General features: G+C 71.2%; 21 protein-coding genes. 17 read left to right on the top strand and 4 right to left on the bottom strand.

All coding sequences use genetic code 11. The features are described from left to right. Positions 1-17: 17 nt before the first annotated feature. Complete coding sequence (locus tag CRP56_RS09160) at positions 18-458, bottom strand: cell division protein SepF (RefSeq protein WP_059196663.1); 441 nt, start codon at positions 456-458, stop codon at positions 18-20. A 300-nt stretch (positions 459-758) separates the two neighbouring features. Here CRP56_RS09160 and CRP56_RS09155 point away from each other — a divergent pair, with 300 nt between their 5' ends. From CRP56_RS09155 to CRP56_RS09100, 13 genes are all read left to right on the top strand, one after another. Beyond that, a complete protein-coding gene (locus tag CRP56_RS09155; protein ID WP_097262080.1) occupies positions 759-1,859 on the top strand; it encodes a DUF5685 family protein in 1,101 nt (366 codons plus the stop codon). A 188-nt stretch (positions 1,860-2,047) separates the two neighbouring features. Further along, positions 2,048-4,351, top strand: coding sequence for a sensor histidine kinase (locus CRP56_RS09150; protein WP_097262078.1), 2,304 nt, complete (start codon positions 2,048-2,050; stop codon positions 4,349-4,351). Further along, on the top strand, positions 4,348-4,776 hold the full coding sequence (locus CRP56_RS09145; RefSeq protein WP_097262076.1) for a roadblock/LC7 domain-containing protein: 429 nt from the start codon (positions 4,348-4,350) through the stop codon (positions 4,774-4,776). The genes CRP56_RS09150 and CRP56_RS09145 overlap by 4 nt, the downstream gene beginning before the upstream one ends. Next, entirely contained in the window at positions 4,773-5,129 is a 357-nt protein-coding gene (locus CRP56_RS09140; protein WP_097262073.1) for a DUF742 domain-containing protein, read from the top strand. The genes CRP56_RS09145 and CRP56_RS09140 overlap by 4 nt, the downstream gene beginning before the upstream one ends. Beyond that, entirely contained in the window at positions 5,113-5,712 is a 600-nt protein-coding gene (locus CRP56_RS09135) for a GTP-binding protein (protein WP_097262070.1), read from the top strand. Before CRP56_RS09140 ends, CRP56_RS09135 begins: the two co-directional genes overlap by 17 nt. 565 nt (positions 5,713-6,277) lie before the next feature. Continuing rightward, a complete protein-coding gene (locus CRP56_RS47490; RefSeq protein ID WP_179850975.1) occupies positions 6,278-6,418 on the top strand; it encodes a hypothetical protein in 141 nt (46 codons plus the stop codon). Then, positions 6,415-8,190, top strand: a complete 1,776-nt coding sequence (locus CRP56_RS09130; RefSeq protein ID WP_097262067.1) for an FAD/NAD(P)-binding protein — start codon at positions 6,415-6,417, stop codon at positions 8,188-8,190. The genes CRP56_RS47490 and CRP56_RS09130 overlap by 4 nt, the downstream gene beginning before the upstream one ends. 97 nt (positions 8,191-8,287) lie before the next feature. Next, positions 8,288-9,343, top strand: a complete 1,056-nt coding sequence (locus CRP56_RS09125) for an LLM class flavin-dependent oxidoreductase (protein ID WP_097262065.1) — start codon at positions 8,288-8,290, stop codon at positions 9,341-9,343. Next, a complete protein-coding gene (locus tag CRP56_RS09120) occupies positions 9,340-10,632 on the top strand; it encodes an NtaA/DmoA family FMN-dependent monooxygenase (RefSeq protein WP_097262063.1) in 1,293 nt (430 codons plus the stop codon). The genes CRP56_RS09125 and CRP56_RS09120 overlap by 4 nt, the downstream gene beginning before the upstream one ends. A 5-nt stretch (positions 10,633-10,637) precedes the next feature. Next, positions 10,638-11,405 (top strand): DUF1684 domain-containing protein, encoded by a 768-nt coding sequence (locus tag CRP56_RS09115; protein WP_097262061.1) that lies wholly within the window; start codon positions 10,638-10,640, stop codon positions 11,403-11,405. Between the two features lie 211 nt (positions 11,406-11,616). Further along, positions 11,617-12,516: a S1 family peptidase gene (locus CRP56_RS09110; protein ID WP_097262059.1), complete on the top strand. Its 900-nt coding sequence runs from the start codon at positions 11,617-11,619 to the stop codon at positions 12,514-12,516. Between the two features lie 165 nt (positions 12,517-12,681). After that, positions 12,682-13,548: a slipin family protein gene (locus CRP56_RS09105; protein ID WP_097262057.1), complete on the top strand. Its 867-nt coding sequence runs from the start codon at positions 12,682-12,684 to the stop codon at positions 13,546-13,548. A 233-nt stretch (positions 13,549-13,781) separates the two neighbouring features. Further along, complete coding sequence (locus CRP56_RS09100) at positions 13,782-14,864, top strand: S1 family peptidase (protein ID WP_097262055.1); 1,083 nt, start codon at positions 13,782-13,784, stop codon at positions 14,862-14,864. A gap of 117 nt (positions 14,865-14,981) precedes the next feature. On the opposite strand, the gene CRP56_RS09095 is transcribed toward CRP56_RS09100, so the two are convergent. After that, complete coding sequence (locus CRP56_RS09095) at positions 14,982-16,019, bottom strand: ABC transporter permease (protein ID WP_097262053.1); 1,038 nt, start codon at positions 16,017-16,019, stop codon at positions 14,982-14,984. Positions 16,020-16,151: 132 nt separating this feature from the next. On the opposite strand from CRP56_RS09095, the gene CRP56_RS09090 reads away from it, so the two are divergent. Next, entirely contained in the window at positions 16,152-19,562 is a 3,411-nt protein-coding gene (locus tag CRP56_RS09090; RefSeq protein WP_097273871.1) for a DNA polymerase III subunit alpha, read from the top strand. Next, on the top strand, positions 19,559-20,527 hold the full coding sequence (locus tag CRP56_RS09085) for a DNA polymerase Y family protein (protein ID WP_097262050.1): 969 nt from the start codon (positions 19,559-19,561) through the stop codon (positions 20,525-20,527). The genes CRP56_RS09090 and CRP56_RS09085 overlap by 4 nt, the downstream gene beginning before the upstream one ends. 17 nt (positions 20,528-20,544) lie before the next feature. On the opposite strand, the gene CRP56_RS09080 is transcribed toward CRP56_RS09085, so the two are convergent. Further along, entirely contained in the window at positions 20,545-20,919 is a 375-nt protein-coding gene (locus CRP56_RS09080; protein WP_097262048.1) for a cupin domain-containing protein, read from the bottom strand. A 105-nt stretch (positions 20,920-21,024) separates the two neighbouring features. Between CRP56_RS09080 and CRP56_RS09075 the strand changes: the two genes are divergently transcribed. Together CRP56_RS09075 and CRP56_RS09070 are read left to right on the top strand one after the other, a co-directional pair. Next, positions 21,025-21,468, top strand: coding sequence for a MarR family winged helix-turn-helix transcriptional regulator (locus CRP56_RS09075; RefSeq protein ID WP_097262046.1), 444 nt, complete (start codon positions 21,025-21,027; stop codon positions 21,466-21,468). Between the two features lie 172 nt (positions 21,469-21,640). Further along, complete coding sequence (locus tag CRP56_RS09070; protein WP_097262044.1) at positions 21,641-22,501, top strand: esterase/lipase family protein; 861 nt, start codon at positions 21,641-21,643, stop codon at positions 22,499-22,501. Positions 22,502-22,553: 52 nt separating this feature from the next. Here CRP56_RS09070 and CRP56_RS09065 read toward each other — a convergent pair whose 3' ends face one another. Then, positions 22,554-23,534 (bottom strand): lytic polysaccharide monooxygenase auxiliary activity family 9 protein, encoded by a 981-nt coding sequence (locus tag CRP56_RS09065; protein WP_097262042.1) that lies wholly within the window; start codon positions 23,532-23,534, stop codon positions 22,554-22,556. Positions 23,535-23,670 lie beyond the last annotated feature (136 nt).

The following is a 23,670-nucleotide window of genomic DNA, read 5'->3' as shown; positions in this document are numbered from 1 at the left end:
CGGTGAGCGGCCCTGCCTCAGCTCTGGTTGAAGAAACCGTCCGTGCGGTGCGCGGCCGGGTCGCCGTTCACGATCTCCGTGTTGGCGGGGGTCAGCAGGAACACGCGGGTCGAGACACGCTCGATCGAACCGCGCAGTCCGAAGATCAGGCCGGCCGCGAAGTCGACGACGCGCTTCGCGTCGGCCGCCTCCATCGCCGTCAGGTTCATGATGACGGGAACCCCGTCCCGGAAGAGCTCGCCGATGGCGCGCGCGTCCCGGAAGCTGTCCGGGGTGACCGTCCCGATCCGACGGCCCTTCTCCTCGGCCACGTCCGAAGCCACCTTGACCCGGGGGTCGGTGACCCAGGCATCCCCGGCCTCGGTCCCTTCGGAGTATCCGTCGTCGTCGTAGTAACGCTCGTCATCGTTGTCGTCAACGAGGCCCAGCCAGGCACTCGCCTTGCGCACCGATCCCATGGACGCCTCCTCTCACAGCGGTCTGTTTTGCTTTCCGCATCCCTATGGTCATCCATGATGCGGACGTCGCGCCAAGTGGATAGACGCCGCGCGGGGGGTTTGTGACGGTACTGGTGCACAGCGAATCCGTACAGAGCCCGGGTGCCCCAAGGGTCGTTTCCCATACGGCTGCTGACTGTGAGTGAAATATGATTCTTCGCGGCGTATGGGTGAGGCACGGAGCGTACGGGTGAACGAGGCGGTCGGGCGCGATCGATACGATGCCGCCGCTGAACGTCGTACGCACCACGGGGGATCGCCATGTTCGGAATCGTCAGGCCCTGCCGCCATCGGCTCGGTGAGCATCTCAAGACCCAGTGGATGGCGCATCTGTGCGGGCTGTGTCTCGCGCTGCGCAAGGACCACGGGCAGTTCGCGCGGATCGTCACCAACTACGACGGGCTGCTGATATCGGTTCTGACGGAGGCTCAGACGTCGGCGGGCGGTGGTGGACGGCGTACGGCGGGGCCCTGCCCGCTGCGCGGAATGCGTACCGCGTCCGTCGCCGACGGTGAGGGGGCGCGGCTCTCCGCCGCCGTCTCGCTGGTGCTCGCCTCGGCCAAGGTCCGGGACCATGTCGCAGACGGGGACGGGCTGCTGGCCCGCAAGCCGGTCGCGCTCGCGGCGCGCCGGGTGGCGTCGAGCTGGGGTGCGGCGGGGGCCCGCAGCGGGTCGGCGGTCGGGTTCGACACCGCCGTGCTCGTCGACGCGGTCGACCGGCAGCTCGGCATCGAGACGCTCGCGGGGCCGGGCACGCCGATCCTGACCGTCACCGAGCCGACCGAGACCGCGACCGCCGCCGCCTTCGCGCACACGGCCGTGCTGGCCGGACGGCCCGGCAACGCGGCCCCGCTCGCCGAGGCCGGGCGGCTCTTCGGACGGCTCGCGCATCTGCTGGACGCCGTGGAGGACCGGGAAACTGACGCGGCGTCGGGTGCCTGGAACCCGCTCACCGCCACCGGAACCCCCCTTGCAGAGGCCCGGCGGCTCGCCGACGACGCCCTGCGCGGGATCCGGCTCGCACTGAGTGAGGTGGAGTTCGCCGACAGCGGGCTCGCCCACCGGCTGCTCGTGCACGAACTGCGTACCTCCGTCGACCGCGCCTTCGGTGCGGCCTCCTGCGCGCACGGGGCGCCGCCCCGGCGTGAACGGCGAGGGCTGCTCGCGGGCTGTGCGGTGTGGGTCGGGATGGCCTGCACGTGCCAGCTGTGCTGCGGAGAGTACGAGGACCCGTGGAGCCGTGAGCGCAAGGAGGGCCTGTGCAATGACTGCGACGACTGTTGCGATTGCTGTGACGGCTGCAATGGCTGCGGCGACTGCTGTGACGGGTGCGACTGCTGCGACTGCGGCTGCGACTGCTGATCCGGTACCGCAGGCGTCGTATACGGAATGCGCCGCGCGAAGTGGCCACCTGGCGCTTTCCGAAGATCCTGTGTCCACAACGTAAAAGAAGAAGATGATCTGGTGACCGGTGCCCCCGTGAGGTCGTTGGGCGGAAGCAGAACCATTTCTGCCTCTGTCCCGACTCGCCACCCACATAAGGCACTTCAGTGGACGTCACAGCAAAAGCGACCACCACCATTCGCACCAGGCTGCTGCGGATCCTGATCCTCGCCCTAGCGGTCCTGCTCACGCTGCTCGGCGTCGCGGCCGCCGAGCAGATCTCCGCCTATCGCAACGCATCGGCCACCGACAAGAACGCACGGCTGGAGATCACTCTCCAGGGCCTGGTCCACGAGCTGCAGAAGGAGCGCGGACTCACCACTGGATACGTGGGCGGGGTCGGGCAGTTCAAGGCCAAGCTGCCCGCCCAGCGCAAGGCCACCGACACCGCCCGCGCGGCGCTCGACAGGGCACTGGAGGGGCGCGACGACGCGGCCGCCGACTCCGTGCGCGAGTCCCTCGGACGGCTCGGCGGCCTCGCGGGCATCCGTGGGCACGCCGACGACGGGACCGGCGTCGTGAAGGACACCTTCAACTACTTCACCACCACCATCACCGTCCTCGACCGGCTCGATCTCGGCCTCGACGCGGTGCGCGACGGCACTCTGCGCGACGCCTACCAGGCGCTCCAGGTCCTCGGTAACGCCAAGGAGTTCACCGGTGAGGAGCGCGCCATCGTGCTCGGCTCGGTGCGCGCGTCCGGCGGCCGCTTCCGCGGTGACGACTACAGCCGCTTCATGCAGATCCGTGCGGGGCGTCAGGCCGCCCTCGCCGCCTTCCCGCGCTCGGCGACCGCCGACCAGGAACGGCGCGTGAACGAGGCCCTGACCACTCCGGACGCGGAGCGCATGCTGGCGTACGAGAGCGTCGCCGTGCACGGCGGCTCGAAGCTGAGTTCCTCCAGCATCCCCCCAATGGACTGGTGGGACACCGCGACCTCGACCATCAACGGGCTGCGGGCGGTGCAGATCTCCCTCGGCGCCGACGTCGAGCACCGCGCCGCCGCCCTGGAGAGCACCGCCCAGCGCGACCTGCTGCTGTTCCTGCTGCTCGCGCTCGGCACCGTCGCCGCACTCGGCGCGCTCGCCCTCGACTGTGTACGGTCCGTGTCCGCGCCGCTCGCCGAACTCGCCCAGCAGGCCCGGGAGGTGGCGGGCGAGCGGCTGCCGCGCGCCGTCGCCGCCGTACAGGACGTGGACTCCGGGGAGAGCCCCGAGCCACCCGCCCCGCTCGCGGTGAGCAGCAGGGCGGGCGCCGAGGTCCGGGAGGTCGTCGAGGCCTTCGACCGCGTCCAGCGGGCCGCCTTCGACCTTGCCACCGAACAGGCCGTGCTGCGCCGCAACGCCACCGACTCGCTGGTCAGCCTCGGCCGCCGCAACCAGAACCTGGTACGCCGCCAGATCAGCTTCATCAACAAGCTGGAGCACGAGGACGCCGACCCGGCCACCCTCGCCAACCTCTTCGAACTGGACCACCTCGCCACGCGGATGCGCCGCAACGCCGAAAGCCTCCTCGTGCTCGCTGGAGAGTCCAGCCCTCGCCCCTGGGCCACCCCGCTGGCCGTCACCGACGTGCTGCGCGCCTCGCTCGCCGAGGTCGAGGAGTACCGCCGGGTCAACCTGCGCCGGATCGAACCCGCGCACATCAGCGGCGCCGTCGTCGCCGAGGTCGCCCATCTGCTCGCCGAGTTGGTCGAGAACGCGCTGAGCTACTCGCCGCCGGACTCCGCCGTGGAGATCGAGGGGCGGCGCACCAGCGCCGGCTATCTCGTCGCGATCGTCGACAACGGCCTCGGCATGGACAACCAGGCGCTCGCCGAGGCGAACGTACGGCTGTCCGGCACGGCCAGCTTCATGGCGGAACCCACCCGCTTCCTCGGCCACTTCGTGGTCGGCGCGCTCGCCCGCAAGTGCGGGATCGAGGTACGGCTCGGCGAGGCGCCGGCGGCCGGAGTGGTCGCCCGGGTGCTGATTCCGTTGCAGCTGCTCACGGAGGCTCCGCAGGGCAAGGCCGCCGACAAGCCGGTGCTTCCCGCTCCCCGGAAGGAGAAGGACGTGGACGTTCCCCCCGCGGAGCTGGTGACGGTTCAGGCAGAGGCGAAACCTGCCGAGAACGCCGGCCACCAGGCCGCGGGCGGCAAGGGCACCTCCGCCGCGCGGACCCGCAACGGGCTGGTCAAGCGACCGCAGCGCAGCGCCATCTCCGACGCCGTCAGCGAGACCGACCGCCCCGAGCGCCCGGCCCCCGCCGAGCCCGCACCCGACCGCAGCCCGGAGGAGATCTCCGGGATGCTCTCCACTCTGCGCAGCGCCCATATGCGGGGCGGGATCAGCGCGGAGAAGGAAAAGGCGAAGGAGGGCGACAAGGACGACCACAAGGGCGCCGAGCAGAAAGAGGGTGACGCCAAGTGACCGCCGTCGACGCCCACAACGACTCGCAGACCTTCAACTGGCTGCTCGCCAACTTCGTCAAGAGCACCGACGGGGTACGGGACGCGGTCGCCGTCTCCTCCGACGGGCTGCTGATCGCCGTGTCCGACGGGCTCGGGCGGACCGAGGCCGACCATCTCTCCGCGATCGTCTCGGGGCTCAGCAGCCTGGCGCGCAGCGCGTCCAAGCGGTACGGCTTCGACGGGGTCAAACTCATCATGATCGAGATGGGGCGGGGTTTCCTGCTCGTCTCCGCGATCCGCGACGGCAGTTGTCTGGGTGTGCTGGCCGACAGCAGCGGTGAACTGGGGCTCGTCGGCTACGAGATGGCGGTCCTCGCGGAGCGGGCGGGCGATCTGCTCACGCCGACCCTCATCGCCGATCTGCGGCAGGCGTTGCCGCGGTGAACGGCGAAGAGCCCGTGGACGTAGAGCCTGTTGAGGACGCGACGTTCGTCCGGCCGTTCATCATCACCGGCGGCCGGGCCGAGCCGCTCCAGGCCGACCTGCGGCTGGAGACGCTGGTCGTCGCCGTCGGTGAACCCGACGAGTCGCTGACGTTCGAGCGGCGGCACATCGTCGCGGTGTGCGAGCAGCCGACGACGGTCGCCGAGGTGGCGTCGCGGGTCGGCATCCCGCTGGGCGTCGCCAAGGTGCTCGTGTCCGACCTCGTCGTCGCCGGCCGGCTCGACTGCCGGGAACCCGAGGAGCTGCCGCTCCACATGCTCGAAAGGATCAGGGACCATGTCCGGGCGCTCTGACAGGATCGTGCCGCTCGCCGTGAAGATCGTGGTGAGCGGTGGGCTCGGCGTCGGCAAGACCACCTTCATCGGGGCGATTTCGGAGATCGAGCCGCTGGACACGGAGGCCGCGATGACGCAGGTCTCCGTGGGGGTCGATTCGCTCGACGGGGTCGAGTCGAAGACGACCACGACCGTGGCGCTGGATTTCGGGAGGATCACTCTTGATCCGACGATCGCCCTCTATCTGTTCGGGACGCCCGGGCAGGACCGGTTCTCGTTCCTGTGGGACGACCTGGTGGAGGGGGCTCTGGGGACGGTCGTCCTCGTGGACACCCGGCGCATCGAGGAGTGTTTTCCGGCCGTCGACTACTTCGAGTCGCAGGGGGCGCCGTTCGTCCTTGCGGTGAATCGGTTCGACGGGGCGGAGCGGTTCGAACTGGATGAGGTGCGGGAAGCACTCGGTCTGGGGGCCGAGGTGCCGGTGCTGGAGTGTGATGCTCGGGAGCGGGGGTCTGTGCGGGATGTTCTGGGGGCGTTGATGGATCGGGTGATCGGGGTTCGGTCTCTTGCGCCCAAGAGGCGGGCGGCGATGGTGCGTTAGCGGGTGCGGGTGCGGGTGCGGGTGCGGGTGCGGGTTGGGTTGTGGTTGCTCGCGCCCACGCGGCGGAGCCGCACATCGACACAGCCCCGCGCCCCTTCAGGGGCGCGGGTGAGACCCTCTGGTTCTTCAGTTCCGGCGGAGACACCTGCGACTTCACAGGTGTTTCGGGCGCGCGAAGGCGTACGCATGGCGGGACGTCTCCTGTGAGCGAGAAAGAGCGCTGGGTGAGGGGAAGGCGCGTGTGAAGGCGGCGAAGGAGAAAGAAGAGGGTGGAGCAGGGGATGCGCAAAAGGCGCCCCGGTCCTCGGGGCGCGCAGGGGGTCAGCTCAACAGGAAGACGACCACACGCGACCGAGGTCGATGTGGGAGCGCTTGACCAGCCACTGCTGTGGATGCATGGGCCAAGTGGAACAGGCATCCGGTTGTGCGTCAACTGACCTGAGACGTACCGCTCACAGTGTGGACAGCCTTGACAGTGAGGGGAAACCGCCCCGTAGTCTCGAAGCGCGGTCCTGCTGAGGGGCTCGGCCGTATGTGAAGGCGCCCGTCCACACGGAGCTCCCGCATGTCCTCCGACACCCTCCCCCAAGCCCCCGCCGCCCCGGACATACCCGAGGACGCGGCTTCCCTGCGGATCGTCCCGCAACGCCTTCTCGATCAGCTGATCGGCACCCGCAAGGGCACCCGCTCGGAGACGGCGCGATGAGCCGGGGCACGCTGGTGATCGTCGGGGCCGGGCCGCGGGGGACCGGTCTGATCGAGCGGATCGCCGCCAACGCACCCGAGCTGTACGCCGGTTCGGAACTGTCTCGCGAAGGCTTCGACATCCATCTGGTGGACCCGTATCCGCCGGGCGCCGGACGCATCTGGCGGGAGGCGCAGTCGCCGCTGCTCTGGATGAACTCGCACGCCGAGGACGTCACCATGTTCACCGACGAGACGGTGACCATGGAGGGGCCCGTGCGCCCCGGGCCCACCCTGCACGAGTGGGCCGGCATCGACGGCGCCACCTTCGCCGACCGGCAGCTCCAGGGCGCCTATCTGCGCTGGGTGCACGAGCAGGCGGTGGCGGCGCTGCCCGAGGGCGTCCGCGTCCACCACCACCCGAGACGCGCCCTGCGGATCAGCGGTCCGCGCGACGGACGTCAGCAGGTGTGGCTGGAGGGCCGCCCGCGCCCGCTGCTCGCCGACCTGGTGGTGCTCTCCCTCGGCCACCTCGATGCCGAACTCGACTCCGATCAAGGTGAGTTGGCTGCCTACGCCGAGACGCACGGCCTCGTCCACCTCCCGCCCGACTTCACCGCCGACAGCGACCTGTCCGCGCTCGCGCCCGGCGAGCCGGTCCTCGTGCGCGGCTTCGGGCTGGCCTTCGTCGACCTGATGGTGCTCCTCACCGAGGGGCGCGGCGGACGGTACGAGGGGGACACCTATGTGCCCTCGGGGCGGGAGCCGGTGCTGTACGTCGGCTCGCGGCGCGGAGTGCCGTACCACTCGAAGATCGGGTACGAGTGGACCGGCGAACGCCCGCCGCTGCCCCGGTTCTTCGGGCCCGGCGAGGTGGAGCGACTGCTGGCGCGCCCTGACGGGTTCGACTTCCGGCGGGACGTGTGGCCGCTGGTGGAGAAGGAGTTGGGGTTCGCCCACTATCACCGGTTGTTCGACGTCCACCCCGAACGGACCTCCGGCGCCTGGGCGGACTTCGAGGAGAAGTACGCGGCGGCCGAGGGCGAGGCGGAGATCCGCGCGCTGGTGGCGTCCGCCGTGCCCGACCCCGCCGACCGGCTGGACCTGACCGCGCTCGACCGACCGCTGGAGGGGGTGCGGTACGGGTCGTACGAGGAGTTCCAGGAAGGGCTTCGCGGATATGTGGAGCGGGATCTGAGCAGACGTCACGATCCCTCGTACAGCCCGGACCTGGCGGTCTTCCTCGGACTGCTCTCCGTCTACGGGCAGTTGATCCGGCTCGGTGGCGTCCCGCCCTGGTGGCACGGGTTCTTCAGCTATCTGGCCTCCGGGCCGCCCGGACCCCGGCTGCGGCAGCTGCTGGCGCTGTCGCGGGCCGGTGTCCTCAAGTTCGTCGGCGCCGACATGAGCGTCAGCGCCGAGGGCGGGGTGTTCCGGGCGACGAGCGCGACCGTGCCGGGAGCCTTCGTCGAGGCGCGGGCGCTGGTCGAGGCGCGGCTGCCCGAGCCCACCGTCGGGCGGGCCAGGGACGCGCTGCTGCGGGAACTGCACGCCGACGGGGCCGCCGAGACGCCCGACGGGCTGCTCCGGGTCGACCCCGCCGACGGGCGGATCCTCGACCGGAGCGGCCGGCCGCACCCCCGGCGCTTCGCCCTCGGCCCCTACACCGACGGCCGCACCCCCGGCGCCTTCACCCGGCCCCGCACCGGCGGGCCCGCCTTCCGGCAGAACGACGCGACCGCGCGGGCGGCGCTGCTGTTCCTGGGGGCGCCGGCCGGACGTGCCGCGGCCTGAGTCCCCCGTCACTACGTTCGCGAGGAACCCCACCCATGACCGTCATGGTCGACATCAGGCCCGTCCACAAGAGCTTCGGCTCCCCGGAGGTGCTGTGATGCTGCATCTCTCCGCCGCCGTCGACCAGCCGTCCGTGTACGACGCCGCGTCCTACGTCGACCTGGCCCGCCTCGCCGAGCACGGCGTCCTCGACTTCGTGACGCTGGACGACACCTTCGCCCGGCCCGGGCTCGACGCGCTGTCCGTGCTGTCGCGGGTGGCGCCCGCCACCCACCGCGTCGGTCTCGTCCCGACCGTCACCACCACGCACACCGAGCCCTTCCATGTGCAGGCCGCCGTCGCCACCCTCGACTGGGTCAGCCGGGGCCGGGCGGGCTGGCGGCTCGACGTCTCCACCACCGAGGGCGAGGCCCGGCTCTTCGGCCGCCGGCACGCCGCCCCCGCCGAGGACCTGTGGCGGGAGGCCGGTGAAGTGGCCGACGTGGCCGCGCGGTTGTGGGACAGCTGGGAGGACGGCGCCGAGATCCGGGACGTGCCGACCGGCCGCTTCATCGACCGGCACAAGCTGCACCACGTCGACTTCGCGGGCTCGGGCTTCTCGGTCAAGGGCCCCTCGATCGTGCCCCGGCCCCCGCAGGGCCACCCCGTCCGGGTCGTCGACGCGACCGAGGGGTTCGCCCGGCGCACCGCCGCCCGGTACGCCGACGTGGCGCTGGTGCGGGTGGCGAACGCCGCGCAGGCCGGTGCCGTACGGGACCAACTCCGCGAGGACGCCGCCCGGTTCGGCCGGAACCCGGACGAGCTGCGGGTCTTCGCGAGCCTCCTCGCCGACCTCGGCGACGGCGAGCACGCGGCCGAGCCCGGCCATGGTGGCGGAGGGCCCCGGCAGACCGCGCAGGGCCCGCTGTACCGGGGCGGGCCCGTCGACCTCGCCGAGCTGATCGCCTCCTGGCACGGGTCCGGTGCCGTCGACGGCTTCCACCTCACGCCCGCCGCGCCGCGCCGCGACCTGGAGCGGCTCGTCAACGGCACGGTTCCGCTGCTCCAGCACCGGGGCCTGTTCCGCACGTTCTACCCGGGCAGCACGCTCCGGGACCACCTGGGTCTGGCGCGACCCGCCAACCAGTACGCGAGCGCGGGGGACGCCTCATGACGAAGCAGATCCATCTCGCCGCCCACTTCCCGGGCGTCAACAACACCACCGTATGGGCCGATCCGCGGTCGAGGTCGCAGATCGAGTTCTCCTCCTTCGAGCACCTCGCCCGCACCGCCGAGCGCGGCCTGTTCGACTTCTTCTTCCTCGCGGAAGGGCTGCGGCTGCGCGAACACAAGGGCCGTATCCACGACTTGGACGTCGTCGGCCGCCCGGAGTCCCTCACCGTGCTGAACGCGCTCGCCGCCGTCACCGAACGGCTCGGGCTTGCCGCGACGGTCAACGCGACCTTCAACGAGCCCTACGAGCTGGCCCGCCGGCTGGCCACCCTCGACCATCTCAGCGGGGGCCGGGCCGCCTGGAACGTGGTGACCTCCTCCGACGCCTTCACCGGCGAGAACTTCCGGCGCGGCGGCTTCCTCGACCGCGCCGACCGCTACACCCGGGCCGCCGAATTCGTCGCCACGGCACGGGAGTTGTGGGACTCCTGGACGCCGGAGGGGGTACCCCGGCCGTTCGCGCACCGGGGCCGGCACTTCGACATAGCGGGCGAGTTCACCGTGCCGCGCTCCCCGCAGGGACACCCGGTGGTCATCCAGGCCGGGGACTCCGACGAGGGCCGGGAGTTCGCGGCGTCCACCGCCGACGTGGTCTTCACGAGGCAGAGCTCGCTGGCGGCGGGGAAGGCCTTCTACGCCGATGTGAAGAGGCGGCTCGCCACGTACGGGCGCGCGCACGGCGATCTGAAGATCCTGCCCGGCGTCTCCGTCGTCCTGGGCGACACCCCGGCCGACGCCCAGGAGAGGGCCGCCGAGATCCGGCGCCAACAGACCTCCCCGCAGACGGCGTTGCTCACCCTGGAGCAGATCTGGGGCGCCGACCTGTCCGCGTACGACCCCGACGGACCGCTCCCCGACTTCGACCCCGTGCCGGACTCCGGCATCACCCAGGGGCGGACCCGGCGCGGCGACACGGTCGCGATCGCGGAGAAGTGGCGGGCGCTGGCCGAGGAGAAGGGGCTGTCGATCCGGGAGACCGTCATCGAGGCGGGCGGCCGGCAGTCCTTCGTCGGCACCCCGCAGGCGGTCGCCGCCGAGCTCGACGCGTTCGTGCAGGCCGACGCCGCCGACGGCTTCATCCTCGTACCGCACCTCACCCCCGGCGGACTCGACGAGTTCGTGGACCGGGTGGTGCCGCTGCTCCAGGAGCGCGGGGTGTTCCGCACGGAATACGAGGGCAGCACCCTGCGCTCCCACCTCGGGCTCGCAGAACCGGAACAGAAAGGCTGACCAAGATGACCTCGGACGCGTTCGACGCGTGGAAGCAGTGGCACGAGGAGCGTGTCGAGTCGGTGTCCGCGCCCTACGGGCCGCTCTCGCTCACCGGCACGCACTGGCTGGAGGACTATCCGGACGGTCGGCTTCCGGACATCCCCGGGACCTGGCGGATCGACCGCGACGCGGTGCTGCTGACGGCCGACGAGGCCGACGGACTGACCTTGGACGGGCGGCCGGTGAGCGGTGAGACGCGGCTCACCGCGGACGAGGGCCCCCTGGCGCTCGGCGAACGGCAGTTGGTGGTGCTGGTCCGCGAAGGGGTGTGGGGCGTACGGGACTTCGACCCCGCTTCCGAGGCGCGCCGCGCCTTCCGCGGCATCGAGGCCACGCCCTACGACCCGCGCTGGTCGGTGCCCGGGCGCTTCACGCCGTACGACGAGGACCGCACCGTACGCGTGCCGAACGCCGACGGCCGGGAGCGCGGTCTCGGGCTCGGCGGGGAGCTGGCGTTCACCCTCGACGGGCGGGACCGCACGCTCCAGGTGACGGTCGAGGCGGACGGCTCGCTGTGGGCTGTTTTCGGCGATACGACGAACGGGACGAGCAGCTTCCGATTCCGGTTCCTGCGGCCCGCCGCGCCGGACGCCGAGGGGCGTACGATGGTCGACTTCAACCGGGCGCTGCTGCCGCCCTGCGCCTTCGCCGACCACTTCATCTGCCCGTTCCCGCCGCCCGGGAACACCCTGGACGTCGCCGTCGAGGCGGGGGAGCGGAACCTGCTCTGAGGGATTGGCCAAGTCTTGGCCGGCACATGGGTGATTCACAGGTTGACGGCCGAAAGGCGCCCTTGCGTCTACCGGTCGTTCGGCCGAATACTCCCCCCAGCGCTTGTCAGGGGCACGGCTTGTTCGGAATCCGGACATACGGGCCCCTGGCTGCGCCTCACGGGCCCCGACCCCACGCGGGCCCCCGACTTCCCCTGTGGAGGAACGACAAGTGAGGATCAAGCGCACCACCCCCAGCGGCATTACGAGACGGACCCGGCTGATCGCCGTTTCCACCGGACTCGTGGCCGCCGCCGCGATCGCGATCCCCAACGCGAGCGCATCGGACGTGTCCACCTTCAGCACCACCCAGCTCAAGAGCGCCAGCAACTCGGTGCTCAAGGCCGACATCCCGGGCACCGCCTGGGCGGTCGACAGCAAGACCAACCGTGTCGTCGTCACCGTCGACAGCACGGTCTCCAAGGCGGAGATCGCCAAGATCAAGCGGCAGGCCGGCGCCGACGCCGGCGCGCTGACGATCAAGAAGACACCGGGCAAGTTCCAGAAGCTGATCTCCGGCGGCGACGCCATCTATGCGAGTAGCTGGCGCTGCTCGCTGGGCTTCAACGTCCAGGACAACAGCGGGAACTACTACTTCCTGACCGCCGGTCACTGCACCGACGGGGCGGGCACCTGGTGGTCGAACTCGTCCCACTCGACCACGCTCGGCACCACCGCAGGCTCCAGCTTCCCGGGCAACGACTACGGCATCGTGCGCTACACGAACTCGTCGGTCACCAAGTCGGGCGCCGTGGGCAGCCAGGACATCGCCAGCGCCGCCACGCCCTCCGTCGGCACCACGGTGTACCGCCGCGGCTCCACCACCGGCACGCACAGCGGCCGGGTCACCGCTCTCAACGCGACCGTCAACTACGGCAGCGGCGACATCGTCTACGGCCTGATCCAGACCACGGTCTGCGCCGAGCCCGGCGACTCCGGCGGCCCGCTCTACGGCGGCTCCGTCGCCTACGGCCTGACCTCCGGTGGCAGCGGCAACTGCTCCTCCGGCGGCACGACGTTCTTCCAGCCGGTCACCGAGGCGCTGAGCGCGTACGGGGTGCACGTCTACTAGACCCCGGCACACGGCTACCAGGCCCCGGCCGGTAGTCACCCCGCGTTCACGAGCCCCCGTGCGCTGCCCGCGTACGGGGGCTCCCCCTTGGTCGGGCGGCGGAGTTACCTTCGGACCACAGGCAGTACTCCCTGTGGACGCCCACGACGGACCCTGGGGGCCGTGATGGTCGAGGAGCTGGTGGCGGCGGGAGTGACCCTCGTGTCCGCCGGAGCGGTGTACGCGATGGCCGCGGCGCGGGTCGTCAAACAGTACGAACGAGGCGTGGTGTTCCGCCTCGGCAAGCTCCGCCCGGAAGTGCGCGGGCCGGGGTTCACGATGATCGTTCCGGGCATCGACAAGCTCCGGAAGGTCAACATGCAGATCGTGACGATGCCGGTGCCCGCGCAGGAGGGCATCACCCGGGACAACGTCACGGTACGGGTCGACGCCGTCGTCTACTTCAGGGTGACCGCGCCGGCCGAGGCGGTCGTACGGGTCGAGGACTACAAGTTCGCGGTCTCGCAGATGGCGCAGACCTCGCTGCGGTCGATCATCGGCAAGAGCGAGCTGGACGACCTGCTCTCCAACCGCGAAAAGCTCAACCAGGGGCTGGAGTTGATGATCGACAGCCCGGCCGTGGAGTGGGGCGTCACCATCGACCGCGTCGAGATCAAGGACGTCTCCCTGCCCGAGACCATGAAGCGCTCCATGGCCCGGCAGGCCGAGGCCGACCGGGAGCGGCGGGCCCGGGTCATCAACGCCGACGCCGAGCTCCAGGCGTCGAAGAAGCTCGCCGAGGCGGCCAAGGAGATGTCCGAGCAGCCGGCGGCGCTGCAACTGCGGCTGCTGCAGACGGTGGTGGCGGTGGCGGCGGAGAAGAACTCGACGCTGGTGCTGCCGTTCCCGGTGGAGCTGCTGCGGTTCCTGGAGAAGGCGCAGCAGGGGGTCGCGGCGCCGCCACCGGTCGCGCAACCGGTGCAGGAGCAACTTCCGGCTCCCCAGCCCCGCTTGGATCCGGACCCGGAAGGGTCGAATTCAAGACAGGACTAGACCTCACGGGCTGGTGGAGAGTTACTCGCTCGTAGTGTTTGCAGTGTGAATTTCCCTGGCCTGACTGTTCGCGGTCAAGTCCAAGGGGGCGCGCAACCGCGTTCTACGCGCGTCCGGAAGTCAACCTTGTGCACTCCCTGTGGGGTTCGGAAGAGTAGGCGCTCGTCAACCAGCCTTCCGGCCCACGAGGTCCCCACAACCGACCGGGCCGACCCCCCACAGGAGGACGCGAGTTGAAGCACCGACGCATACCCAGGCGGCGGGCCGCCGTGGCAGGTGCGGGTATCGCCGCACTGGTCGCCGCGGGAGTCACCTTCCAGACTGCGAACGCCAGCGAGCCCGCGAACGACCCCACGCCGAAGGTCCTTTCCGCCCTCGCGGCCGGAAACCTCGCCTCGTCGCTCGACAAGGAACTCGGCGCCGACGCGGCGGGAACGTACTACGACGCGAAGAGCAAGGCGCTCGTCGTCAACGTCCTCGACGAGGCCGCGGCCTCGGTCGTCGAGGAGGCCGGGGCCAAGGCCCGGGTCGTGGAGAACTCCCTCGCCGAGCTCAGAAGCGCCCGCACCACGCTCAAGGACGACGCGACCGTCCCGGGCACGTCCTGGGCGACCGACCCGACCACCAACAAGGTCGTCGTCACCGCCGACCGGACGGTCTCCGACGCCGAGTGGGCCAAGCTCACGAAGGTCGTCGACGGGCTCGGGGCGACGGCGGAACTCCAGCGCACGAAGGGGGAGTTCAAGCCCTTCATCGCCGGTGGCGACGCGATCACCGGCAGCGGCGGGCGGTGTTCGCTCGGGTTCAACGTCACCAAGGGCGGCGAGGCGTACTTCCTCACCGCCGGGCACTGCACCGAGGCGATCTCCACCTGGTCCGACTCGAGCGGCACGCAGATCGGCACCAACGAGGTGTCGAGCTTCCCGGACAACGACTACGGGCTCGTCAAGTACACCGCGTCCGTCGACCACCCGAGCGAGGTGGACCTCTACAACGGGTCCGCGCAGGCGATCACGGGGGCGGCTTCCGCGACGGTCGGGATGAAGGTGACCCGGAGCGGGTCGACCACCCAGGTGCACAGCGGGACCGTCACCGGGCTGGACGCCACCGTGAACTACGGCAACGGGGACATCGTCAACGGGCTGATCCAGACGGACGTGTGTGCGGAGCCGGGGGACAGTGGCGGGTCGCTGTTCTCGGGGAGCAACGCGATCGGGCTGACGTCGGGGGGTAGTGGTGACTGCACCTCTGGTGGGGAGACGTTCTTCCAGCCGGTGACGGAGGCACTGTCGGCTACCGGTACGTCCATCGGCTGACGGTTGGGTGTGGTGCGGGTGGTTTTGTTTTCCCACCCGCACCACCCGTACAACTTTTTTCGTCGTCGGGTGCGGGTGGCCCCTGTGGGGGTTGCCCGCCGTCGGCGGCCGCAGGGCCTACGGGAGGGATGAGCCCTCCCGTCTCTGCCGCAGTACCGACGCCCCCATCGTGATCGCGATCCCGGCCGCCGCCCATGCCGACAGGACCAGCAGGGACTCGGTCGTGTCGTTGCCCTTGAAGTACGCGATCGAGCGGGCCACCCAGGTGCCCGCGCCCGGCGGCAGTGCCGGGCCGATCGCCTTCCAGAACGGCGGCAGCATCGGCAGCGGGAAGGCGCCGCCCGCACTCGGGTTGCCGGCGATCACCACGAGCAGGATCGCCAGGCCGATGCCGACCACCCCGAACATGCCCTGGAGGGCGAGGGTCGCCGCCCCCACCGCGAAGGTGACCAGCGCGCCGAGCCCCCAGAGGGCCATGACGCTGCCGGGCAGCGCGTCCAGGATCGGCCCCACGATCACCGCGCCGCCGAGCCCGCCGGCGATCGACACCAGCGCCATCACGACCAGCCGGATCGCGGCCCGGCGCGGGTTGGCGGGCCGGGCGCCGGTGCTGATCGCGAGGATCGAGGCGGTCAGATAGCCGCCGACGCACCAGCCGACCACGACATAGAACGACGACAGTCCGTCGAAGTCGGTGGCGGAGGCGGGGGCCACGTCCACCGTACGGAGGCTCCGCTGCTGGGAGGCCTCCAGGGCGGTGAGGTACTTCTCCAGGGTGGTGGCGAGGACGGTGCCGCCGCCGCTCGCGACGAGGAGCGTGTCCTTCGGCCCGGTCACGTTGATGATCAGCGCCCCGTCGATGTCGCGGTTCATGATCTGCTTCCGGGCCGTCGCCTCGTCGGCCACCGTGCGCGGGTCCAGGGGCGAGCCGGGCAGCTGATCGAGCCGGTTCACCGCCTGCTGGGCGGCGGCCCGCGGCGCCACCACCCCGAAGGGCACGTCCTTCGGCTTCGGATCGTGCAGCGCCCCCACATAGGAGGCGATGAACAGCAGCTGGAGGGCGAGCGCCCCGAGGACGAGCAGCGTGGCCCGTGGTGTGACCGCGTCCTTCACCTCGGCGAGGAAACCGCTGTCCTGGGTGCCGTTCTGTGTCATGTCCCCACAGTCCGAGCCCGCGGGTGTTTTCGCAGGTGGGGGGCGGCCGAACGGTTATCGTACAGATGTTCGGGATTGGGGTATGGTGGGGGTGAGGCAGTTGGGAACTGATGTTCGAAAATGGAGGCGCGGGTGCCCGGGTTCACGCATCTGCACACCGTCTCCGGGTTCTCCCTGCGCTACGGCGCCTCGCACCCGGAGCGGCTCGCCGAGCGTGCCGCCGAGCGGGGCATGGACGCCCTCGCCCTCACCGACCGCGACACCCTCGCGGGCACGGTCCGCTTCGCCAAGGCCTGCGCCAAGGCGGGGGTGCGGCCGCTGTTCGGCGCCGAGCTGGCCGTCGAGGAGTACGAGCCGGTACGACAGGAGCGCCGCCGCGCCCCCGTCCGCGGCGGCGCCTTCATCGACGAGTCGACCCCCCGCGTCACCTTCCTCGCCCGGGACGGCGCCCGCGGCTGGGCCGACCTGTGCCGCCTGGTGACCGCCGTCCACACCGTCGCCGACACCCCCCTGCTGACCTGGGCCGGGAATCACGGTGACGGTCTGACCGTCCTGCTCGGCCCCGACTCCGACGTCGGCCGCGCCCTCGCCGCCGGACGTCCCGACCGGGCGGCCCGGCTCCTCGTCCCCTGGCGGGAGCGGTACGGCGACGCCCTGCGCCTGGAGGCCGTCTGGCACGGCCGCAAGGGAACCGGTCCGGGCTCGCTGCGGCTGGCCGCCCGTACCGTCGGCTTCGCCGCCGAACAGCGGGTGCGTCCCGTGCTCGGCAACGCCGTCCGGTACGCCGACCCCGGCCAGGGCCCGGTCGCCGACGTCCTGGACGCCGCCCGCCGGCTCGTCCCCGTCGGCGCCGCCAAGGAACTGGACTCCGGCGAGGCCTGGCTCAAGGACGCGCCCGCCATGCTGGCGGCGGCCGAGCGGATCGTGGAGGCCGCCGGCTTCCGGCGCGACACCGCGCACCGGCTCCTGGAGCAGACCCGGGCGACGGCCGCCGAGTGCCTGGTCGACCCCGAGGACGACCTCGGCATCGGCACCGTCCACTTCCCCGAGCCGCACCTCGTCGGCGCGGGCCGCCGCACCGCCCAGCGCACGCTCGCCTCCCGGGCGGCGGCCGGGATGGTGCGGAAGGGGTACGCGGGCCGGTACGCCTACTGGGAGCGGATGCATCAGGAGCTGGACATCATCGCCCACCACGGCTTCGCCTCCTACTTCCTGACGGTCGCTCAAGTGGTGGACGACGTACGGGAGATGGGTGTCCGGGTGGCGGCCCGCGGCTCCGGAGCGGGGTCCCTCGTCAACCACCTCCTCGGCATCGCCCACGCCGACCCGATCGAGCACGGGCTGCTGATGGAGCGGTTCCTGTCCAAACGGCGGCTCGTGCTGCCCGACATCGACATCGACGTGGAGTCCGCGCGCCGTCTGGAGGTCTACCGCGCGATCATCGGCCGGTTCGGCACCGAGCGGGTCGCGACGGTCGCGATGCCGGAGACGTACCGGGTGCGGCACGCGGTCCGGGACGTGGGCGCGGCCCTGTCCATGGACCCCGCCGACATCGACCGCATCGCCAAGTCCTTCCCGCACATCCGCGCCCGTGATGCCCGCGCCGCGCTGGAGGAGCTGCCCGAACTGCGGTCCCTGGCGGGGGAGAAGGACAAGTACGGGCGGCTGTGGGAGCTGGTCGAGTCCCTCGACGCCCTGCCGCGCGGCGTCGCCATGCACCCGTGCGGGGTGCTCCTGTCCGACGCGTCCCTGCTCGCCCGTACGCCGGTCATGCCGACCAGCGGCGAGGGCTTCCCCATGTCGCAGTTCGACAAGGACGACGTCGAGGACCTCGGGCTGCTCAAGCTCGACGTGCTCGGCGTGCGGATGCAGTCGGCGATGGCACACGCGGTCGCGGAGGTGGCGCGGGCCACGGGGGAGAAGGTCGACATCGACGCGATCGCCCCCGGCGACCCGGCGACGTACCAACTCATCCGGTCCACCGAGACCTTGGGCTGCTTCCAGATCGAGTCGCCGGGCCAGCGCGACCTGGTCGGGCGGCTCCAGCCGGCCACCTTCCACGACCTCGTCGTCGACATCTCGCTCTTCCGGCCCGGTCCGGTCGCCGCCGACATGGTGCGGCCGTTCATCGAGGCGCGGCACGGGCGGGCCCCCGTCAGATACCCGCACCCGGATCTGGAGGAGCCGCTGAAGGGGACGTACGGGGTCGTCGTCTTCCACGAGCAGATCATCGACATCGTCGACATCATGACCGGCTGCGGACGCGGCGAGGCCGACCGGGTGCGGCGCGGGCTGTCCGACCCGGAGTCGCAAGGGCGGATCAGGTTCTGGTTCGCGCAGCACGCGGCGGCCCGGGGCTATGACGCGGAAACGATTCAGCGTACCTGGGAGATCATCGAGGCCTTCGGCTCGTACGGCTTCTGCAAGGCGCACGCCGTCGCCTTCGCCGTCCCCACCTACCAGTCGGCGTGGCTGAAGGCGCACCACCCGGCCGCCTTCTACGCCGGGCTGCTCACGCACGACCCCGGGATGTATCCGAAGCGGCTGCTGCTGGCGGACGCGCGGCGGCGCGGGGTGCCGATCCTGCCGTTGGACGTGAACAAGTCGGCGGTCGCCCACCGTATCGAACTGGTGTCTGATTCAGGGGTGTGGGGGCTGCGGCTGGCGCTCTCCGACGTGCACGGCATCAGCGAGGCCGAGGCGGCGCGGATCGCGGACGGGCAGCCGTACGCCTCGCTGCTGGACTTCTGGGAGCGGGCGCGGCCCAGTCGGCCGCTCGCCGGGCGGCTCGCACAGGTCGGGGCGTTGGACGCCTTCGGCGCCAACCGGCGTGATCTGCAACTGCACCTGACCGAGCTGCACCGGGGTGCCCGGGGTGGCGGCGGGGGGCAACTCCCGCTGGCGGGAGGGCGGAAGACCGCGTCCGCCGGGCTGCCCGACCTCTCCTCGGCCGAGAAGCTCAGCGCCGAGCTGGGCGTGCTGTCCATGGACGCCTCGCGCAACCTGATGGACGACCACCGGGAGTTCCTGGCCGAGTTGGGCGTGGCCAGCGCGCGCCGGCTGCGGGAGGCACGGCACGGGGAGACGGTCCTCGTCGCCGGTGCCAAGGCGGCCACCCAGACGCCGCCGATCCGGTCCGGCAAGCGGGTCATCTTCTCCACCCTGGACGACGGCACCGGCCTGGTCGACCTCGCCTTCTTCGACGACTCCCACGACGCCTGCGCCCACACCGTCTTCCACTCCTGGCTGCTGCTGGTCCGCGGGACGGTGCAGCGGCGCGGCCCGCGCAGCCTCAGCGTGGTGGGCGCCGCCGCCTGGAACCTCGCCGAACTCGTCGAACTCCGCGCCGAGCAGGGCCTCGACGCGGTGGCGGCCCGGCTGGCGGAGCCGATGCCGGAAGCCGACGGGGACTCCACCGGCGGCCGGCGCATCCACCTGCCGACGGGATACGAACTGCATCCGTGGGCCGATCTGCGCCCTGCGGGTCAAGAGCCTTCACAGGTACGGAAGTTGTGGCACCAGAGTCCGGGGAGTGCGGGATGACCATCCTCTGCGTACGTTTCCAGCTGCCGCCGGCGCACGAGGCGGCCCTGCCGGGGCTGCTCGGCCTGCTCGAGGACTTCACGCCCGTCGTGGAGGCGCTGCCACCGGACCGGGCGCTGGCCGATCTGCGGGGCGCCGAACGGTACTTCGGGCGTGACGCCGTCGAACTGGCCTCGGTGATCCGGGTCCGCGCCCTCGCCCACCACGGCGTCGACTGCCTGATCGGCGCCGGTCCCGGCCCGATGCTGGCCCGCATGGCACTGCGCGACGCCCGGCCCGGGGTGACCCGCGCGGTGACCGAGGAGGAGGTCGCGGACTTCCTCGCCGAGCAGCCGGTGGCCGCGCTCCCCGGCGTCGGCACGGCCACCGCCCGCACCCTGTGCGAGTACGGCCTCGACACCCTCGGCCGGGTCGCCGCCGCCCCCCTGTCCACGCTCCAGCGCCTGGTCGGCGCGAGGGCGGGCCGCGAACTGCACGAGAAGGCGAACGGCGTCGACCGCGGCCGGGTGGTCCCGAACGGGGTCTCCCGCTCACTGGCCACCGAACGGCCCTTCAGCCGCGACGAGTTGGACCCCGACCGGCACCGCCGCGCCCTGCTCTCCGCCGCCGGTGAACTGGGCGCCCGGCTTCGCGCCCTGGACAAGGTCTGCGGCGCCCTCACCCTCACCGTGCGCTACGCCGACCGCTCCTCGACGACCCGCACCCGCACCCTGAAGGAACCGACCGCCCACTCGGCCGCGCTGACCAGGACGGCCTACGAGATGTACGAGGCACTCGGCCTCCAGCGGGCCCGGGTCCGGGCGATGTCCCTGCGCGCCGAGACCCTCGGCCCCGCCGAACAGGCCTCGCACCAGCTCACCTTCGACCCCACCGACGACAAGCTCCGCCGCATCGAGGAGGTCGCGGACCGCGTGCGAGCCAAGTTCGGCCCGCACGCGGTGATGCCGGGGACGCTGGCGGCGTAACTCTCCTTGAGAGAGGGCTAGTTGGACCAGGGCGGGGTGATGACCGTGCCATCCGCCATCGTCGCCGACAGGCCGATGGACGTGGTGACCCAGGTGACGGCGGTGTCGTCGGTCGGGTTCTCGACGCTCAGGGTCGCGCCGGGGTTGACGATCACGGTGTCGCCCGCGGTGACGCGGTGGGTGTCGCCGTCGAGGGTGATCAGCAGCTCGCCGGCGAGGAGATGGAGGATCTCCTCGCGGTTCACCGTGTGCGCCGGGGCCTTGGTCCCCGCCGGGATCTCTCCGCGCCAGGCGCACAGCTCCTTGCTGCCGCTGAGGGGAGTGGCGAACGAGACGAATCGGGCGCCGTGGATCTCATGGGTGACGGCTTCGGACGGGTGGACGACTGGCATGGGTACCCCCGGAGTGGACGGTCGAGACAGATGGTCAAGCAGCTTGACTATATGACCTATGGTCAAGCTGCTTGACCATTTCGTCAAGGGTGTTTCAATGCACGCGTGCAGAACTCCGAAGCCCTCGCCCTGACCGCCGTCCTGCTCGCCGCCGCGGGCGACCTGACGCAGCGCATCAACGACGGTGTCGTCGCGCGGGGGTTCGACGCACGGCCCGCCTACGGGTTCGCGTTCACCCGGCTCTCCGCGGGCGGCGCCACGGCCACCGAGCTCGCCGGGCATCTCGGGGTGACCAAGCAGGCCGCCAGTCAGCTCGTCGACGAGCTGGTGCGCAGGGGGTATGCGGAGCGAAAGGCGCATCCGGCCGATGCGCGGGCCCGGCTCGTGGTGCTGACCGAGCGGGGATGGGCGTGCACGCGGGCCGCCGAGGAGGCCGCCGCGGATGCCGTCCGGCCGTGGGTCGAACTGCTCGGCGAGAGTGAAGTGCGGGCGTTGCGTGATCAATTGGCGCGCATCGCGCCCTATGGTCCGATCAGGCCCGCCTGGTGACGGTTCATCTACAGCCCCGCTCGTCTTTGGCTAGCACTGGAAGTTTTTACTGACGCGTAACTTCACACTTCCACTACCCGTCCGTAACTTGACGAGTGAACAGCATCCTCGTGATCCGGATCACAGGGCGTAAAGCCGTCGCAACTCCCTTGAGCCGCAAGGAGATCACCCGATGCTGCCCTGGAAAAGACTGCTCAGACCCCTGACCGCGCTGCTGCTGACCGCCGCGGTCGCCGTCGTCCCCGCCACCACCGCCCGCGCCGCCGACGCTCCCCACTCCGGCTGGAACGACTACTCCTGCAAGCCCTCCACCACCCACCCCCGCCCGGTCGTCCTGGTGCACGGCACCCTCGGCAACTCCGTCGACAACTGGCTCGGCCTCGCGACCTACCTGAAGAACCGCGAGTACTGCGTCTACTCCCTCGACTACGGCCAGCTCCCCGGCGTCCCCGTCTTCAACGGCCTCGGCCCCATCGACAAGTCGGCCGAACAGCTCGCCGCCTTCGTCGACAAGGTCCTCGCCGCGACCGGCGCCGCCGAGACCGACGTCGTCGGCCACTCGCAGGGCGGCATGATGCCCCGCTACTACCTCAGGTTCCTCGGCGGAGCCGCCAAGGTGAACGCCCTCGTCGGTATCGCGCCCAGCAACCACGGCACCACCCTCAACGGCCTCACCCAGTTGCTGCCGTACTTCCCCGGCGCCGCCGACCTGCTCTCGGCCAACACCCCCGGCCTCGCCGACCAGGTCGCCGGATCACCCTTCCTCACCAAGCTCAACGAGGGCGGCGACACCGTCCCCGGCGTCAAGTACACGGTCCTCGCCACCAAGTACGACGAGGTCGTCACCCCGTACCGGAGCCAGTTCCTGAGCGGCACCGGCGTCCGCAACATCGTCCTCCAGGACCTGTGCCCGCTCGACCTCTCCGAGCACGTGGCGATCGGCCTGTTCAGCCTGATCGCCTTCCACGAGGTCGCCAACGCGCTCGACCCGGCCCACGCCACGCCGACGACCTGCGCCTCGGTCCTCGGATAACGCACGATCGGGGCTGCCCGGCCTGAGCCGCCGGACAGCCCCGCCCCCGTGGCTAGCGGCCCTGTCGGCCGCCGCTCACCGCACGCCGCCGCACCGATCCGAAGAGGATCGCCGCGCCGGCCGCGAGGACGGCCGCGCCGCCCATCGCGATGTACGCCGTGCTGCTGTCGCCGCCCGTCTCGGCGAGGTCCTGGGTGGCGCCGGCCGCCTTCACGTCGGTGACCGGGGTCGACTCCGGGGCCGGTGCCGTGGTCGTCGGCTCGGCCGACGTGGACGCGTCCTGGTCGCCGTGCCCGCCGTGCTCCACCGTCGACTTGTCCGCGCCGTCCTCGATCTGCTCCTCGGACGGGGCGGAGGCGCTGGGAGCGGGCGACTCGGTGCCGGCCGAACCCGAACCGCCGCCGTACGTCACGTCCGAGCAGGAGTAGAACGCCTCCGGGCTGTCCGAGCGCTGCCAGACCGCGTACAGCAACTGCGCGCCGGAGCGCTCCGGGAGGGTGCCGGAGAACCTGTAGTAGCCGTTCGCCGCCACCGGGTCGGTGGCCGTCGCCACCGGGTGCGCCAGATCCAGGTCGTCCCAGGCGAGCGGCCGCGTCGGGTCGTAGCCCTCCTTGGTCAGGTACACCTTGAAGGTGCCCTTGTGCGGGGCCGTCACGCGGTACTTGAAGGTGTACGACCCACTGCGCACGCTCGTCGCCGGCCAGTCCGCGCGGGCCAGGTCGAGGCCCTTGAACTCGTCGGCGTTCGCGCTGCACAGCTTGCCGTCCGGGATCAGCTTCTGGTGCTGCCCGTTCGCGTCGCCGATGCGGACGCCGTTCCAGTCGTAGAGCGCCTGCGTGCCTCCGGCCGCGACCGCCGCCTTGCACGCGGCCGACTTCGGGTTCTCGGGGCCCTCCGCGTAGCACTGGGCGACCCGGCTCACCGGATCGCCCAGTGTGCCGTGCGCCGACGCGGGCGCCGCGGCGAGCGCGGTGAGGGCGAGCGGGGCCAGGCCGAGAGCGGCGGCGGTGGCGGCCGTACGGCGTGCGGGCATGGCGGAACTCCTCGGAAGCGGTGCTGACGGGTGCCGGATCCAAGAAACCGTGAAATCCCGGGGTTGTGGCGGCCCGGAACGATCTTTATGGCCCGCTTAAGGGAGTGCTGAGGCTGAGATCAGGTAGGTAGCGTGC

The sequence above is a fragment of the Streptomyces sp. TLI_55 genome (genome assembly GCF_900206255.1).
GTDB classification, from domain to species: Bacteria; Actinomycetota; Actinomycetes; order Streptomycetales; family Streptomycetaceae; genus Streptomyces; species Streptomyces aquilus.
The sequence above is the reverse complement of the archived record's forward strand: the minus strand, read 5'-3'. Positions and strand labels throughout refer to the sequence as shown.